The organism is Crenalkalicoccus roseus (assembly GCF_004761865.1).
Classification (GTDB): domain Bacteria; phylum Pseudomonadota; class Alphaproteobacteria; order Acetobacterales; family Acetobacteraceae; genus Crenalkalicoccus; species Crenalkalicoccus roseus.
In genome coordinates this window covers 35,367-50,712 of record NZ_SJDM01000023.1, presented here as the reverse complement: position 1 = coordinate 50,712, position 15,346 = coordinate 35,367, and the positions used below count along the sequence as shown (strand labels likewise).

At 71.5% G+C, this 15,346-nt stretch carries 20 protein-coding genes and 1 pseudogene; all 21 read right to left on the bottom strand.

Translation table 11 applies throughout. From position 1 onward, the window contains the following. Nucleotides 1–185 (bottom strand): annotated as a pseudogene (locus tag ET526_RS14420) (phage portal protein); the annotation flags it as partial. Continuing rightward, entirely contained in the window at nucleotides 185–421 is a 237-nt protein-coding gene (locus tag ET526_RS14415; RefSeq protein ID WP_135468403.1) for a phage head-tail joining protein, read from the bottom strand. The pseudogene ET526_RS14420 and the gene ET526_RS14415, both read right to left, overlap by 1 nt. A gap of 15 nt (nucleotides 422–436) precedes the next feature. Next, nucleotides 437–1,390, bottom strand: coding sequence for a terminase gpA endonuclease subunit (locus tag ET526_RS22540; protein ID WP_408869766.1), 954 nt, complete (start codon nucleotides 1,388–1,390; stop codon nucleotides 437–439). A 9-nt stretch (nucleotides 1,391–1,399) separates the two neighbouring features. Next, the gene (locus ET526_RS22535; RefSeq protein WP_338025363.1) at nucleotides 1,400–2,335 is read right to left on the bottom strand and encodes a phage terminase large subunit family protein; all 936 of its coding nucleotides are present in this window, start codon (nucleotides 2,333–2,335) and stop codon (nucleotides 1,400–1,402) included. A gap of 25 nt (nucleotides 2,336–2,360) precedes the next feature. Then, nucleotides 2,361–2,885, bottom strand: a complete 525-nt coding sequence (locus ET526_RS14405) for a hypothetical protein (protein WP_135468402.1) — start codon at nucleotides 2,883–2,885, stop codon at nucleotides 2,361–2,363. 34 nt (nucleotides 2,886–2,919) lie between these two features. Next, nucleotides 2,920–3,207 carry a hypothetical protein gene (locus ET526_RS14400; protein WP_135468401.1) on the bottom strand — a complete coding sequence of 96 codons (288 nt, stop codon included), beginning with the start codon at nucleotides 3,205–3,207 and terminating at the stop codon, nucleotides 2,920–2,922. Next, the gene (locus tag ET526_RS14395; protein ID WP_135468400.1) at nucleotides 3,204–3,404 is read right to left on the bottom strand and encodes a hypothetical protein; all 201 of its coding nucleotides are present in this window, start codon (nucleotides 3,402–3,404) and stop codon (nucleotides 3,204–3,206) included. The genes ET526_RS14400 and ET526_RS14395 overlap by 4 nt, the downstream gene beginning before the upstream one ends. Nucleotides 3,405–3,549: 145 nt before the next feature. Continuing rightward, complete coding sequence (locus ET526_RS22100; RefSeq protein ID WP_240048405.1) at nucleotides 3,550–4,404, bottom strand: DUF3489 domain-containing protein; 855 nt, start codon at nucleotides 4,402–4,404, stop codon at nucleotides 3,550–3,552. Nucleotides 4,405–4,514: 110 nt separating this feature from the next. After that, nucleotides 4,515–4,751 (bottom strand): hypothetical protein, encoded by a 237-nt coding sequence (locus ET526_RS14385; RefSeq protein WP_135468399.1) that lies wholly within the window; start codon nucleotides 4,749–4,751, stop codon nucleotides 4,515–4,517. 97 nt (nucleotides 4,752–4,848) lie between these two features. After that, nucleotides 4,849–5,538: a DNA-methyltransferase gene (locus ET526_RS22095; RefSeq protein WP_240048404.1), complete on the bottom strand. Its 690-nt coding sequence runs from the start codon at nucleotides 5,536–5,538 to the stop codon at nucleotides 4,849–4,851. 30 nt (nucleotides 5,539–5,568) lie between these two features. Continuing rightward, entirely contained in the window at nucleotides 5,569–6,117 is a 549-nt protein-coding gene (locus ET526_RS22090; RefSeq protein ID WP_240048403.1) for a ParB/Srx family N-terminal domain-containing protein, read from the bottom strand. Next, nucleotides 6,107–7,570: a site-specific DNA-methyltransferase gene (locus tag ET526_RS14375; protein ID WP_135468398.1), complete on the bottom strand. Its 1,464-nt coding sequence runs from the start codon at nucleotides 7,568–7,570 to the stop codon at nucleotides 6,107–6,109. Before ET526_RS14375 ends, ET526_RS22090 begins: the two co-directional genes overlap by 11 nt. A gap of 370 nt (nucleotides 7,571–7,940) precedes the next feature. After that, nucleotides 7,941–8,489 carry a hypothetical protein gene (locus ET526_RS14370; RefSeq protein WP_135468397.1) on the bottom strand — a complete coding sequence of 183 codons (549 nt, stop codon included), beginning with the start codon at nucleotides 8,487–8,489 and terminating at the stop codon, nucleotides 7,941–7,943. After that, nucleotides 8,479–8,784, bottom strand: a complete 306-nt coding sequence (locus ET526_RS14365; protein ID WP_240048402.1) for a hypothetical protein — start codon at nucleotides 8,782–8,784, stop codon at nucleotides 8,479–8,481. Before ET526_RS14365 ends, ET526_RS14370 begins: the two co-directional genes overlap by 11 nt. 160 nt (nucleotides 8,785–8,944) lie before the next feature. Beyond that, nucleotides 8,945–10,117 (bottom strand): YfjI family protein, encoded by a 1,173-nt coding sequence (locus ET526_RS14360; RefSeq protein ID WP_135468396.1) that lies wholly within the window; start codon nucleotides 10,115–10,117, stop codon nucleotides 8,945–8,947. Nucleotides 10,118–10,194: 77 nt separating this feature from the next. After that, nucleotides 10,195–11,250, bottom strand: coding sequence for a bifunctional DNA primase/polymerase (locus ET526_RS14355; RefSeq protein ID WP_135468395.1), 1,056 nt, complete (start codon nucleotides 11,248–11,250; stop codon nucleotides 10,195–10,197). Then, on the bottom strand, nucleotides 11,247–11,471 hold the full coding sequence (locus ET526_RS14350; RefSeq protein WP_135468394.1) for a DUF6511 domain-containing protein: 225 nt from the start codon (nucleotides 11,469–11,471) through the stop codon (nucleotides 11,247–11,249). Before ET526_RS14350 ends, ET526_RS14355 begins: the two co-directional genes overlap by 4 nt. Nucleotides 11,472–11,596: 125 nt before the next feature. After that, entirely contained in the window at nucleotides 11,597–13,183 is a 1,587-nt protein-coding gene (locus tag ET526_RS14345) for a DEAD/DEAH box helicase (protein WP_135468393.1), read from the bottom strand. Further along, a complete protein-coding gene (locus tag ET526_RS14340; RefSeq protein ID WP_204623635.1) occupies nucleotides 13,180–13,803 on the bottom strand; it encodes a sigma factor-like helix-turn-helix DNA-binding protein in 624 nt (207 codons plus the stop codon). Before ET526_RS14340 ends, ET526_RS14345 begins: the two co-directional genes overlap by 4 nt. Further along, on the bottom strand, nucleotides 13,800–14,750 hold the full coding sequence (locus ET526_RS14335) for a PD-(D/E)XK nuclease family protein (RefSeq protein WP_135468392.1): 951 nt from the start codon (nucleotides 14,748–14,750) through the stop codon (nucleotides 13,800–13,802). Before ET526_RS14335 ends, ET526_RS14340 begins: the two co-directional genes overlap by 4 nt. A gap of 56 nt (nucleotides 14,751–14,806) precedes the next feature. Then, nucleotides 14,807–15,346 (bottom strand): DUF669 domain-containing protein, encoded by a 540-nt coding sequence (locus ET526_RS14330; RefSeq protein ID WP_135468391.1) that lies wholly within the window; start codon nucleotides 15,344–15,346, stop codon nucleotides 14,807–14,809.

The window sequence follows — 15,346 nt, the reverse complement described above, 5'->3', positions numbered from 1 at the left end:
TCGACGATGCGGCTGGCGTAGGGGTCGTTGCGGACGGCGTCACGGGCGCGGCGCGCCACCGTCGCCGCGGCCATGCCGACCTCGGCCGTGGCGCTGCCGCCGGACGGCGCCCAGGCGGAGGCGCGGTGGTCCTGCGCGGCGGCGTAGCCGCGCAGCGCGTTCCACGCGTCTCGCAGCCGGCCCATCACGTGCTTCCCCCGCGGGAGAAGCTGGCCAGCGTCACGGATGGACGGCGCGCCGCCGTCATCTCCGCGCCGCGCAGCACGGCGAGCGCGCGGCCGAGCTCGTCGAGGCTACGATACTCCACGGTCCGCCCATCGAAGGTCACACGGGTCGTGCCGCCCGTGTAGGCGGACGCCAGGGCAGCGGCGCGGCTGCCGGTGGGCTGCGCCAGCGCCCAGGCGAGGACGGTCGGGTCCATGCGCGTCCTCCCTCTTCAGCGCAGCCAGCCGCTGCGCGGCGCGAGCCAGCCGCGCGGGCGGTGGTTTTCAGTCGCGACCTGCGGTGGCGGTGGCGGAGCGACATTCCCGCCAGTGGGAATCTCGCTCCTTTGCAGCGGAGCGTTGGCCACCTGCTCGCGCAGCTGCGCCCAGAAACGCTCGCCGTAGCGGTCGGCACCGAGCAGCCAGAGCGCCGCCCGCGCCAGCACCGCGCAGTCCAGCGCCTCGTTCCTCTCGCGCAGCTTCGCCCATTCCTGCCGCGCGAAGCCGCGGCGGTCCTTCACCGTGTGCAGCTGCTCGGCGACCAGCTGCTTCACCCACTCGGCCTCGATGCCCTGCGGCAGGTGCACCCAGCCGGATGGGAAGTCCTCCGCCTCACCGCGGCTGAGCCAGAGGCGGCGGTACAGATCGGCCTTCCAGGTCGAGACCGACACCGTCCAGAGCTTCAGGCCGCGCCGGAGCTTGCGGCCATCGACCAGCGCATCCACCGGCGTCGGGCCCTGGACCGGCTGCGCGCGGTTCCAGCCGTCCACGCCCTTGGTCGGCGCGATGCGCGGGTCGTGCAGCCGACGCAGGTGGCCGTAGACCGCCGCGGTGTCGCGCCCACCCGTGTCGACGCAGAGCCGCGCGATGCGTACCGCACCACCACCGTGCCGCGGCCAGTCGCGTGCCAGGATCCCGGCGAGCGCGTCCCACGGCTCCCGCTCGCGCGGGTTGCCGGCGATGACGACGTGATCAATCAGCCATGAGGTGTACCCCTCCGCCCAGCCCCAGACGTCGCACTCGAGGCGGTCGTCCTGCACGTCCACGCCCGCGGTCAGGCACAGCGCGCCGGCAGGCACGACGCCCATCCGGAAGTCCTCGCGCCGCTCGACCAGCCGCTCCCAATCCGGCGCCTCGCCCCGCTCCTGCCAGGTCTCGCCGAGCACGGTGTTCCGGAAGGTCTTCAGGTCCTCGGGCTAGCCCTGCGCCGCCTCCCAATCCCGCGCGACCTGCTCCCACGAGTACCAGCCGACCGGGGCATAAAGGGACGAGATGTGGAAGCCGACCGTGTGCGGGTCCTCGGCGGTGGCGGTCGCCCGCCATTCGCCGCCAGCCAGCATGGCCGTCTTGTGGTGCTCCTCGATCGGCTCGTCGCAGGCCTCGCAGTGGTACCGCGCTGAGCGCGGGTCGCCCTTCTCCCAACGCAGCCGCTCGAACCGCAGCCACTGCATCTCGCCGCAGTGCGGGCACGGCACAAAATAGCGCCGCTGGTCGGAGGCAGCGTATTCCCGCTCGATCCGGCTGCGGCCGGCGATGGTGGGCGTGCTGACCAGGAAGGCCTTGCGGCGCCAGCCGAAGGTGCGGGCGCGGGCCTCGGCCAGCGCGATCGGATCGCCCTCGCCCTCGACGTCGCCGGGATAGGCGTCGATCTCGTCGAGGAACAGGAACCGCGCCGTCATCGAGCGCAGCCCGACCGCGCTGTTGGCGCCGGTCAGCACGAGGATGCCGCCGGGGAATTCCTTCGACAGCAGCGTGTTGCCGCTGTCCCGTGCGCGGGCCGGCGCGACCCGCTCCCTCAGGGCCGGCGTCTCCTCCAGCAAGGGATCGACTCGCTGGCGCGAGAAGCGCTTCGCGAGCTCGACCGTGGGCTGCACCGCCAGCACCGGGGCGGGCACGTGGTGCAGGATGTAGCCGAGCCAGTTGTTCCCGGCCTCGGTGGCGCCGACCTGGGCGCCCTTCATGAACACCACGCGCCGGGCGGGGTGCACCGCGGAGAGCGCGTCCATCACCTCCCGCAGGTACGGGGTGCGGCTGGTCCGCCACGGCTCGGGTTCCGCGGAGGCGCGGCTGCCGAGGATTCGATGCCGCTCGGCCCATTCCGAGACCCGGAGCTGCGGCGGCGGGCGGAGCATGCTCCCCGCCCGGCGCCGGACATGGTCACGGGTCCGCGGCCCGATCTCCGCCGATGCCTGGGGGATCGAAGCGATCGGCCGCCTCCGAGAGCAGGTCGGTGATGTGGCCCTGCAGGACGGTCTGCAGCAGGTGCGGGTCGACGCCGAGCTCCGCGGCGATCAGGCCGGACACGCGGGCCGGCCAGTTCAGCAGTGCGTCGCGCATCGCGCCGGCGATCTCGTCGATCGTGGCGTTGGCCTCCGCGGCGTCGAGCAGCCGGCGCTTGTTCTCGTCGAGCGCCAGCCGCTGCGCCTCGACCTTCAGCGCGAGCTGCGCGACCTTCAGTCGGGCGTAGGGCGTTCCCTCCGCCCCTCCGCCCCCGCCACCATTGGCCAGCGGCGACCGGGCGGGATCCGCAGTCTCCACCAGGCGGCGGCGGGTCTTGTCGATATCCCACTGGCCGTCCGGCTCGCGGGCGATGCGGTTCGTCTGCTCGGCCTTGCGGAGCGCCGTCTCGGTGATGCCGATGCGGCGGGCGGCCTCGCGCGTGGAAGGGGTGAGTTCTGGCACGGCGGCATCTCTCCCGCCGCGCGCGGGGTGTGGGTCAGGCAGCGCGCCGCGCGCGCTGGCGGGCTTCCAGGAAGCCAGCGACCGCCGGGGGCCAATCCAACGTCGCGGCGGCGCCAATGGTCTGCACGGGCGCGAGCGTCACGCGCCCGCGACCCCAATAGTCGCCATCCAGCGTGGCGATCCAGCCGGTGAGGCCCTGCGACTCCATTGCCTTGCTCGCGGCGGCGATCTCCTCCGCAGAGGGCGACGTCGCGCGCCCCAGCGTGACGTGCCGGCCGTCCTGGCCGAGCACGATCCAGCGGCGTTCTCCGCGGGCGCTCATCGCGCCCGCTCCGCGTCGCGGATCTGCACCAGCGGCTCGCCGAGCCGGCGGCGCCAGATGCCGGCGCCCTCGATGCAGTAGGCGGGGCCATAGTTCCCGCCGCCACCCTGGCGCGCGCTGCGCAGCCAATGCGCGTGGCTCAGGCGAGCGTGCTCGGCAAGGCCCTTGAGGTGCCTGATGGTTACGGTCTGCTGCATCGTCCGTCTCCGTGCTGCGCGGCGGGTTGCCTGCGCGTGACGGACGCTTCGCGCTGTGGTTCGGCGCAGCCAACTTGAGAAAGCGCCGGAGATCTCGATGATCCCCGGCGCGCTCGATGATCCCGGCCGCTGTGGCTGGCGCGCGTCAGGCAGGCAGGTGGTAGACCGTGTAGGACCCGCGGGCGCCCTCCTTGTTCGGGCCGACCTGGCGCACCCGCTCCAGCACCTGCACCTCGATCCCCTGGCGCTTCTTCAGACCCGCGAAGAACCCGCGGACCGTGTGCTGCTGCCAGCCCGTCGCCTCGCAGATCTGCGCGATGGTCGCGCCCTCCTCGCGGCGGAGCAGGGCGAGCACCGCCTCCTGCTTCGTCCCCTCGCGCGGCTTCCGCGACGCGCCGGGCTCGCGCGCGGCGCGGGGCGGCTTGCCGGCCAAGGCGACGCGGAGCACCTGCATCGGGCCGTCGAGGGCGGTGATCATGTCCGTCTCGCGGTTGGCCTCGTCGTCCCAGGCGGCCAGCACCGCCGCGGCGGCGTCGCGCAGGCTGGCGCGCGGGGCGGGCGTGGGCGCGCCCTGGGTGGGCTCGGGCTCGTCCGCGGGGGCATACCCCTCCGCGGCGTCCTCCCCGCCCGTGGGTGCCGCGTCGGCCACCGTCGCGGCGGCCTCCTCGGCGGTGCGGCGCTCCGCGTTGCGGCGCGCGATGGCCTCGGCGCTCTGCTCGTCCTCCTCGCGCGCGTCGCCCGCGTTCGGATCGATGCCGATGGCGCGCAGACCGTCATCGGTGATGCGCGCCACGATCCAGGTCCCGTCCTCGTCCTGGCGCCAGCCGAGCCCGACATGCTCCCGCGGGGCGTTGATCTCGGTGAGCAGGTTGTTCTTGATCAGGCTGCGGAACACCGCGTTGCGCGCCGCGGCCGGCAGGGTCTTCGGCGCGCGGGCGAGGCCCATCTCGTGCTGCGCGGCGGCGCTCAGGATCACGCGCTGGGTGTCGGAAAGCTTCATCGTCGGGGTCTCCGGTTCGGCACCCGACCAGCCGGGTGCTACCACCCCGAGCCCCGCAGGCCTGGCCTGTCGGGGCGGTGGCGGCGCCGCGTCGCGGCGGGTGCCGCGCGCTACTCGGGGAATTCGCCGCGCTTGAAGTAGCAGTCCGTCACGCTCGCCAGCCGGCTGTTCCAGTGTTCCAGCGTCGCGGCCTTGCCCCAGAGAACCTCCTCGGGATCCGCGCCGAAGTGATCCGCGCTCATCTGCTGAAGCTCCGCGACCATCGCGTCGAAGCGGGCCTTCTGCTGCAGGAAGGCTTCGAGGCTCTTCTGCTGGTTGCGGGCGGCGCGGGCTTCGCGGTCGGTCATGGTCGTCTCCGTCGTGGTGCAGGGCATCCCCTGCGCGTGACGGACCATTCGCGCTGTGCCGCGCCCGAGCCAAGCAAGATGGAGCGGCGCGCGATTGCTATGATTCGGCGGTGTGGGTCACATCATGATCGCCGACGCCGCGTGCCGCGGCGATGTCCGCAAAGGCGCGATCCTCGCCGTCCAGGATGGCAGCCTGGCCAGTCGCCTCCTGCCAGCGCCGGACGATCACGTCCGCATAGGCCGGATCGAGCTCGAGGAGCACCGCGTGCCGCCCGGTACGCTCCGCCGCAATCATCGTCGTGCCGGAGCCACCGAACGGGTCCAGCACCGTGTCGCGCTGCTTGCTGCTGTTGCGGATCGCGCGTTCGACCAGCGCCATCGGCTTCATGGTCGGGTGGAGGTCGTTCCTGGCCGGCTTGTCGAAGTGCCAGACATTCCCCTGGTCGCGGGCACCGCACCAGTAGTGCTGCGCGCCGGCCTTCCAGCCGTAAAGCATCGCCTCGAACTGCTGATGGTAGTCGGCGCGGCCAAGGGCGAAGGTGTTCTTGGCCCAGATGATCGTGCTCGACCACTTCCCGCCGGCCTCCTGCCAGGCGCGATGCAGCGTCGGCCACTCGGACGAGGACATGCAGACGTAGCAGGCGCCCTTCGTCACCGAGAGCAGGTTCGCCAGCGCCGGGCGGAGAAAGTCGAGGAAGCCCTGGCCGAGCGCGTCGTTGGCGATCGTCATCCTCGCCGCGGTGCCGCCCTGGTAGGCGACGTTGTAGGGCGGGTCCGTGAAGGCCATGTCGGCGAGGCGGTCGGTGCCGAGGGCTCGCTACACGTCGTCGAGGCTCGTGGCGTCGCCGCAGAGCAGACGGTGGTCCCCGCAGCGCCAGAGGTCGCCGGCCCGGCTGACCGGTACAGCCGGCGGCTCGGGTGCATCGTCGGCATCCTCGTCGATGCCAGCATCCGCGGCGGCGAGCAGCCGGTCGAGCTCCATCCCTGAGAAGCCCAGGACGTCGAGGTCCACCACCGCCTCGTCGCGGATGCGAGCGATCTCGATGGCGAGCAGGGCCTCGTCCCAGCCGGAGCTCAATGCGATCTGGTTGTCGGCCAGGCGGAGCGCCCTGGCCTGCGCCTCGGTCAGGTGGGCGAGCCGGATCGCCGGCACCGCCACCATGCCGAGGCGCTTCGCCGCCATGACGCGGCCGTGACCGGCGACCAGCACGCCCGCGGCGTCCACCAGCACCGGGTTCACGAAGTCGAACTCGGCGATGGAGGCGGCGATCTGCGCCACCTGGTCGTCGGAGTGGGTGCGCGCGTTCTCGGCGTAGGGCACGAGCGCGGCGACGGGGATGGTGGTGACCGCGAGATCACGCAGCATCGGGCACCACCTCCGCGCGGGCTGCCGCCACCGCATCGTAGTCCCGGCCATCGTCGAGCATCACCGGCAGGTCGGGGTGCAGCATGCGCCAGCGTGCGATCGCGAGGTCCACATAGGCGGGGGCGAGCTCGATCGCGCGGACGCGCCGCCCGGTCCGCTGCCCCGCCAGGATGGTCGTACCGGAGCCCCCGAACGGCTCGAACACGGTGTCGCCCTCGTCCGTGTAGGCGCGCATCAGGAACTCTGGCAGCGCGACGGGGAACACTGCCGGGTGCTCGGTCTCGATGCCGCGACCCTTGTGGCGGGTGATGCGCAGCACGCTGTCGGGGATACGCATCTCCTGCACCGGCAGGCCGATGTGGGTGTAGGCCTTCACCTCCCCGTCGGCGGCGCGGAGCCCGCTGCCCTTGTTCGGCGTGCCAGCCCATTTGCACGGCACGATCTTGTTTGGCGCGCGGGCCTCACGGTTGAAGTGGAAGACCAGCTCGAAGGCCGGCGCGAGCCGCCCGTTCCAGTCCCCCGGCAGGCCGGGGCCCTGGTCCCAGGCATACAGCCCGAAGCGGCGCCATCCCTGGACACGCATCCAGTCGAGCCAGCCCTGCCAGTAGGGCTGCCACTCGCCCTCCCGGTGGATCAGGCCGAGGTTCACCAGCACCTGGCCGTCCCCGGTGAGGGTCGCCAGCAGGTGCTGGAACACGCCGCGCATCAGCGCGTCCCAATCGGAGACGCCGCCGGTAGTGTAGTCGCGCTGGTTCCCGTAGGGCGGGCTGGTGAAGAGCAGCGCAGCGCGGGCCTCGCCCAGGACCCGGCCAACCGACGCCGCGTCGGTGCTGTCGCCGCAGAGCAGCCTGTGCTCGCCGAGCAGCCAGAGGTCGCTTGGCCGGGTGACCGCCTGGCGCGGCGGGTCGGGTTTGGCATCGGCGGGATCATCCTCCGCCTGCGCTTCCGCCCCCGCCGCGCCGTCCCCGCCCCCCTGAACCGCGGGCGTCGACAGGGCCTCGGGCGCGTCGCCGTCGGACACGGCATCTCCAGCCGCCGCGAGGATGTCGTCGAGCTCCGCGGCCGAGAAGCCGAGCGCCGCAAGGTCGAGATCAGGCGCCGCCTGCGCGGCAGCCAGCGCGTCGCGCAGCAGCGCCTGATCCCACGTCGCATTCTCCGCGATGCGGTTGTCGGCGAGCCGGAGCGCCTCCTTCTGCGCCGCGGAGAGGTGCCGCAGCACGATCGTCGGCACCTTCTCGATGCCGAGCGCCATCGCGGCCTTGAGCCGGCCGTGACCGGCAATTAGCACGCCGGCCTCGTCCACCAGCAGCGGGTTGGTGAAGCCGAACGCCAGCATGCTGGCCTTGATCTGCTCGATCTGCGCGGCGCCATGCACGCGCCCATTGCCGGGATGCGCGCGCAGCTCCGCCACCGGGCGCAGCAGGATCTTCGCTGCCATCCAGGGGAGCGTCATCGGGCCATCCGAGATCAGGGTGGGTGCGAACCATGCGAACCGCGGCTGCGAACCGACGCGGCCATGGTTCGCAGCTAAGCAATTGAGATCAGAGCCGAAGGGTGCGAACTGCGAACCATGTTTCGGGCCAGGCGCTAGCGATGTTGTGCGCTTCCGCCCCCCGCATACGCCGGGCCCAGGAAGGACCCTGCGGCTCGCGAGCCACTGTCTCGATCGAGCGACGATGTGGCTGTTGAGCCGCAGCGCGGTCGCGCCTTTTCGAGGTGTCCTGATGATATGCCGTGTGGATTTCGCTTCGCAACGCGACAGTCTTTCGCTGCGCTACGCTTGTTTTCGCTCGCGCGATTTTTCTTCATGAGATCGCACGGCGTCACGCCGCCCTCGTCCGCGGCACGAGCCCGAAGTGCCCCGCCAGCACGTTGAGCGTCGCGACCAGCATGCCCTGCGCCTGCGGAGGCGCTACAGGGCGTCCTCCCCATCCCTGCCGCATCGCCCACTCGCGCACGGACATCTCGAGGCCGACGACGTACCAGGCGCAGGAGCCCGCTGCGCTGTCGTGTCCACCAAGTGCATCGAGCGCGTCGGCGATCTTGCGGCGCGCGTCGATGTTCCGCTCCGACAGCGCGTCGGCCGTCTTCCTAGGCAGCCGGATCAGCGGCGAGCGCGCCATGCCGTCCAGCGCGGCACGCCGGGACAGCGCGCGGAAGTAGCCACCAGCGTCGTGCATCTCCTGCGTGATGGTGCCGTTGGCCAGCATCATGCCCAGCGTGTCCACCGCCCGCCGATGCTGCACCGGGCTGCCTGTCTCGGGGTCCGCCTCGCGGATCGGCTCCGAGAAGCCGCCGTGCTGCAGCCGCCACTTCGACGGGCTGAGCGCCTCGTCCCGCTTCGGGGTCTTCGCCTTCCGCTTACCGGCCATGGGTGGTCTCCTGCTGCCGCGGGCCCCAGCGCCGCACGGCTTCGTTCTGGATCGCCTGGCGCAGCCAGGGGTCGGTGATGTCCTCAAGGCGCAGCGAGACGACGCCCTGCTGCTGCCAGACACGGCGGCGCAGCGCTTCCATCTCGGGCGTGGTGGTCGCGCTGCGCGTGCCGCGATCGAGGCTGGACCTCGGCGGCAGCGGACCGCCCGGCAGCCGCTGCGGGCACTGCGAGGACGGGAGGTCGTGCTTCGCGCGCGCGCGCACGTGCGAAGGGGGATCTATTGTGAGATTCATCAATATATCAATTCGTCAAAGGGTCTCTCTCTCCGCCCGCGCGCGACCCACAGGTACCCGTGTGCGCCCGCGTGACGGATTGACGTATTGACGTATGCGCGTGGAACCGGCCTCCCGCCGGGGTTTCGAGGCGGTCGCCGAGCTTGATGGATCGAATGCGTCAAGGAGCGGCCTCCTTGCCAGCAGTCGCCTCGGGCGCGCCGCGCGCGATGAACAGCATCGTCGGCTTCGTCCCGGTCGGCTTCATGCTGCGTGTGACCAGCTCGCCCTCGACCAGCGCGTCGAAGATCTCCTCGCGCTCGCGCTTCGACAGGAACTGCGTCTTCCGGACCAGCGCGTTCCGGCTGATCTCGCCGGCGCTGCGGATGATCTCCAGGACGCGCTTGTGCTTCGCCTCGGTGTCGTTGTCCGCGACGCGGCGGTCGGCCTCGCGCAGCAACGTGCCGATGCAGTGCTCGACCAGGGCCGCCGCCCAGGTGATGTCCTCCGCCTCTGTGACGGGCCTGGCCGGGTCACGGCTGATCGCGGCGATCATCGCCAGCTTCGCGGTGTTCTCTGCGTAGCGGCCGAACAGGGCGGTGGCGTAGGTCCCGCGGTGCGAGCGCAACAGGTCGGTGGCCTCGCGACGCACGCGCGCCATCGCGGCCTCGGCCCCAGGGCCAAGCGGCACCGTGTAGGCGTGGATCGGCGCCGAAGACTCCATGGCGTCGGCGATGTTCCCGCCATGGCTGTGGCCCGGCACGCCGCGTGCGATCGCCTGCAGCGCCGACACCAGCGCCGGCGGTGGGTCCATCGGCGCCGGGACCTCGTTGCGCTCGGGGTAGTCGTCGTCCGTCAGGAAGACCAGGAAGCGTGCGATGGAGCCGTCCGCCAGTGCGCCGCCCTCCAGCGCCGCCCAGAACGGGCCGGGCACCGTGACGCCCCAGATGCAGGCGCAGGGCTGCTCGATGGTGACCCGCGGCCGCGCCTTCTGGTCGGCGTACTCGGCGCCGATGTAGGGCTCGGCCGCCGAGGTGTAGAGCTTCGTCAGCTCGGACCAGATGGCCGCCTTGTGGGCAGGCGCGCGCTGGCTCAGCACCAGCTTCAGGAACTGACCGAACTCGTCGACCTGGAACAGGCGCGCAGGATGGCGCTGCAGGGAGGTCAGCAGCCCGGCCGACGACGCCAGATCTTCGCCGCCGAGATAGCGGTCGAGACCGGCCGCATAGATCGCGCGCTTCACGCAGCGTCGGGCATGGTCCTTCCCGCCGCCGCTGTCGGCGATCCCGATGGCGTAGACGTTGCTGCGCAGGTCGGTCGGCGTGCGATAGCGGCGCCCCGCGATGGTGCCCACGAGGCAGATGGCGGCACCGAGCGAGAGGAAGGGCTGCGGGCTGACGGCGCTGGCGGTGGCGTAGTCCAGGAACAGCTTCAGCGCGCCTTCCTGCAGCAGCTCGAGCGGGACGCGGTAGGGCTTCGGCGGCGGCGCGGCGGGGCGACGACCTTCGCCAGCAGCGCCGCGGCCGGGTGGGGCTGTGCCGCCTGCTCCGCCGCCGTGCCGTTCAGGGTCAGGGCGGGATCCGGCACCCAGCCGCGCTGCTCCGCCAGCCAATAGATCGTCCCGGCGCCGACGCTGTGCGGCCGCAGCGAGGCCCAGCGGCACTCCGGCGTGTCGATGCGGCCGGACTGGCCAGACTTCCGGGACTGGCGTGACCAGTCGAGCCAGAGGTCGCGCCCCTCCTCGCCGAGGGCGGCCTTGATCGCCGCGCCGACGGTGATCCATTCATTGCCCGGCAGGTCGTCGTTCGGCAGCCAGGCCAGGGCCGCGGCGATGGCGTCCCGCGTGCCCTTCGGGTCACTCGGGCCGCGCCAGGTGCTGGTCGGTGCGTCCGCCAGGATTGAGTTGACCCGGACCTCGTCGGGGACGAGCTGCCAGGCCGCGTCGAGGAAGGCGGCACATCCCGCTTCGTCCACCACCGGGAGTTGCGACAGCGGCAGCTCCACCAAGCTGTCCTCCGGCCAGTCATAGGGGCGACCGGTGTCCGGGTGCACAGCATAGGCGACGAACTGCTGGCCGCGCGCCAGCAGCTCAAGAGGATGGCGCTTGCGGCCGGCGAAGGGGGTGGCCGCGCGATAGACCAGCAGCCGCTTCGGGGCACGGCCAATGCGCAGGCAGGGCGTGTCGCCCAGCATGGAGGCCGCGAGGCCGGCGAGCTGGATGGCGAGCGCGCCGTCCAGGATATCGATGTCGATGCCCACCACGGCGCCGGTGGCGATCCCGACGCCGCAGCCGGGCCAGCGCCGCCAGATGTCCACCTCGAAGGACTTCGTCGGCCGGTCGCAATGCCGGGTCCAATCGGGATAGAGCGACCACTCACCCCCGCGGAACTGCCCCGGCACCTTGCTGCCCGGCATGATCGGGATGACGGAGTAGCCGTTGTCGACCAGCCGCTCGCCATAGTCGGCCATGAAGGAGGGCTGCGTCACGACTGCCCTCCCACCGCGAGCGGCGGCGCCGGATGCCGTCCCTGATCCAGCCGGCGCGCGAGCTCGTCCTGGTAGGCGGTGATGATCACCTCGAGCAGCGTCAGCCACTCGGCTTCGGTCAGCAACGCGAGGTCGGTCTTCCCGATGCTGTCCAGATACTCCCCGGCCATGGGGCTGGCCACCGCGATCGCGGCAATCTCGTGCTCGTCGGGATCAACCACGCCCCACCTCCGGCAGAGCGCGCTCATGCAGCGCATGGAACAGGCCGGCAGCGGCTCGGAGGTCCGAATGCGCGGATCGAACCAACCGAAGCCGCGGGCGGTGCGGAGGCGACAGGCAGCGCATCTCACACGAACCTCGCGGCGGCGATCTCGGTGTATTGGCCCGCGGGCCGGACCTGGATCGCGATCGGACGGCGGAGCTGGTCCACCTGCTGCAGGGCCTCATCCACCGTCGCCGGCGGCGGCAGATTGCCGGCGCGGCGGCGCCACCAGCCCACCGCCTTGTCGCGCGGAAAGCCGGTGTGCTCGAAGCAGACCCATTCGCTGTGCCGCACGAGGCCGCACTCATAGGTGACGCGCAGCGACGCCGGCTTGCCGGGCTTCTCGTGGCGCGCGTAGCTGATCCCGGTGACGTCGGACCAAGTCGCCTGGACCTGGGTCGAGAGCAGCGCGTTCGACGCTGCCTGCGGCGCCACCTTCACCACCGGCGGCGGGAACTCGTGGTCGCACTCGATGCAGCGCCGTACGCTGGCGTGGTTGATGGTCTGGCATTCCGGGCAGACCTTGATCGGCGCCTCACCCGGCTCCTCCGACTTCTCCTTCTTCCGGCCATCGACGGTGTCGATCGGGCCGTGACGCGCCGTGTTGCCGGCGAAGTCGAGCACCAGGCAGTCATCCTTGCCTTCGGCGAGGCGAGTACCGCGGCCCACCATCTGGACGTAGAGGCCGACGCTCTTCGTCGGGCGCAGCAGCGCGATCAGGTCCACCCCTGGCGCGTCGAAGCCGGTGGTGAGCACGTTCGCGTTGGTGACGCAGCGCAGCCGCCCCGCCTTGAAGGCCGCCAGGATGGCATCGCGCTCGGGGCCGGGCGTGTCGCCGGTGACGGTCTCGCAGCTGACGCCATGCTCGCGGATGGCGTCGCAGACGTGACGGGCATGAGCGACGCCTGAGCAGAAGACCAGCCAGGAGCCGCGGCCCTCGCCGTGCTGCACGATCTCGGCGACCCCGGCGCGGGTGACCTCGTCGCGGTCCACTGCCGCCTCGAGGTCTTTGGCGATGAATTCGCTGCCGCGGGTGCCGACGCCGCCGACGTCGAGCTGGGTTGTGGTCTGCTTGGGGACCACAGGGCAGAGATAGCCCTGCTGGATCATGTCCAGTACCGGCACCTGGAAGGCGATGTCCGTGAAGAGACGATCCTTGCCCTGGTGCAGCATGCCGCTGTCCAGGCGATACGGCGTCGCCGTGAAGCCGACGACCTTCAGCAAGCCCGCGTTGATCTCGTTCAGCTGCGCCAGGAAGGAGCGGTACATGCCGCTGTCGCCGCGTCCGAGCAGGTGCGCCTCGTCGATCAGCACGAGGTCGCAGCGCTGCACCTGCCGCGCGTGGCGGTGGATCGACTGGATGCCGGCGAAGAGGATCTGCGCGTGGATGTCGTGGCGGGATAGCCCGGCCGAGTAGATGCCGGCCGGCGCCTCGGGCCAGGCGCGGAGCAGCGCCATGAAGTTCTGCTGGATGAGCTCCTTCACGTGGGTGAGGACCAGTACGCGGGTGTCGCCAAAGGCGGCGATGGCCTCGCGCGTGAAGCCGGCGATGACCACGGACTTCCCGGTGCCGGTCGGCATCACGATCAGCGGGTTGCCCACGCTGGCGGCGAAATAGTCGTAGAGCGCCTCGATCGCGGCGCGCTGATAGGGGCGAAGGGAGAGGGTCATCGATCCTCTCCCGTCGCGGCATCCTCCAGGAGGGGTGCGCAACGCTGGCGGAGCTGGTGCCGCGGTGCGGCCAGCCGGCGCTGGGCGAGCTGCACGGTCTGGCGCACGCGCTCCTTGCTGACGTCAAAGGATCGCCCGATCTCCTCCAGGGTCCGGGGCGCCTCGCCATCCAGGCCGAAGTACATCCGCAGCATGCGCGCCTCGCGCGGCCGCAGGCCGGCCAGCGCGGTGTCCAGGGCGTCGAGCGCGGCATCGACGGCGACGCTCCGCTCGGGGTCGTAGGCGATGGAGGAGGACACGCCCCCCATGAGCGCCGGCAACTCATCCGCGCTGACCTCGCGCGTGACCTTGTTCGTCGTGAGCGCGCGGCGCAGGAACGCCGCGGGAAAGAGATCTTCGGGCAGCGTGCGCAGCGCCTTCGAGATGGCGAGGATGCAGGCGCGCCATTCCCCGTTCTCGCGGAGCGGTGCGAGGCGCAGGTTCAGGTAGTCATAGATGCGGTGGGCGGACACGCCGCCGGCGCGCGACAGCGCCGCCGCGCTCTCGTACCCCGCTTCGCGCATGGCGGTGAGCAGTGCGTTGTTCTTGACCGAGACGATGACGAGGAGGTCCTGGCTCACGGCGCCGCCCCCGCGCTGGAGGAGGTGGCGCTGTCGCGCCAGACGCTGTTGTCGGGCAGCCGGTAGCTGACCCAATCCTCGCCGGCGTCCAGCTGCTCGCCGTCGATGAGGTCCGGAATGTAGAGGTGCGCAGCGCAGCCCGCCTCCTGATTGCGCCGGTCGAGTGGGGCGTTGTGCCGGGCGCAATGCCAATCACCGCCCGGGACCGGCGAGGCATGCAGGCAGGAGCGGCAGTGCCGCTCCGGCGCGGCGCCGTCATGACAAACGGCATGGTGATCGCAGAAGCGGCACTGCCACCAGGTCGGATCCTGGCTGATGCGGGCCGGCGGCCGGGCCGCGCCGATGATGCGCGCTGCCCTCGCCAGGATGCGCAGCCCGGCCTCTGCGTCGTGCCGGATGCGCTCCTGGTAGAGCTTGTCCGTGTCCTTGCAGACCGCCAGGTAGAAGGCGCGATCGAGGCCGGCGAGCTGCATATAGGCCTGCATCTGCGACCAATGCAGCGGCTTGGAGGCGGCGACGCCCTCGGCCTTCAGCTTGGCGAAGGACTTGGCGCTGTGGGTCTTGAACTCGCAGACGTGCCAGGTCGCCGGCGCCTCGGGGAAGCCCTTGGCGACGGCGTCCATGCTGCCGCCGAAGTGGCCGCCGGCGTCGCGGAGGTTCCACTGCCGGCCGGCCGCCGGATTCACGTCCAGCACGGTGATGCCGATGCGGCGCAGGTCGGCGACGAAGCGGGCCTCGGCCAGGTGGCCCGTCTCGAAAAGCCGGAAGAGCCGGCCGGTGTGCCGGGCGCGCGTGGCCCAGCGGAAGGTGTACCAGATCGCGCGCTCGCACTCGGCGCCGATCAGCGAGGCGCCGAGATGCGCGCGGTAGCCGGCATCCGCGGCCGCCTCGTAGGCGGCGTAGATGGCGGTGACGGTGGGGCTCGACGGCGGTGGAAGGACGGCCATGGCTGGTCCCGCAGGGAGGAAGGAGGGGCCGGCGGATGTGTCCGCCGGCGGTGTCGTCAGCCGTTGCGGCGCCAGGGTGGCGTGGCGGCGGCACCGGGGCGGGTGCCCGCCGGGGGCGCCGCCGGGGTCGCGCGGGGCACCGCAGCGGCCGGGCGTGGCGCGACCCCGCCGGAGGCGCCCGCCGACGCCGCAGAGTAACCGGCCACCTCGTTCCGCGCCTCGCGGTAGATGCCGGACTTGTCGTTGCCGGCCGGCTTGACCTTCAGGGTCACGATCAGCGGCTTGAAGTGCAGCTGCTCGCTGTCGCTGACGTGGACCTGGCCCACCGCGTGGCAGATGGCGGAGAGCGTGCGCTGCGCGATCTCGACCGTCTGCTCGTTGCGGTTCACCAGGTTCAGCTGGTCGAAGATCTTCCGGCGGGCGGCAGGGCCCTCCAGCACCTCGAACACCAGCTTCAGGTACTGCCCGTCGCCGGCCTTGGTCGGCAGCATCTCGCTCTCGATCAGATGCGCGAGGTATTTGCCGGGCGGCAGCACCTCGAGCGGGACGGCGGGGGCGACCTCGGTCGCGTCAAAGGTTCCATTGAGGGATGCCAT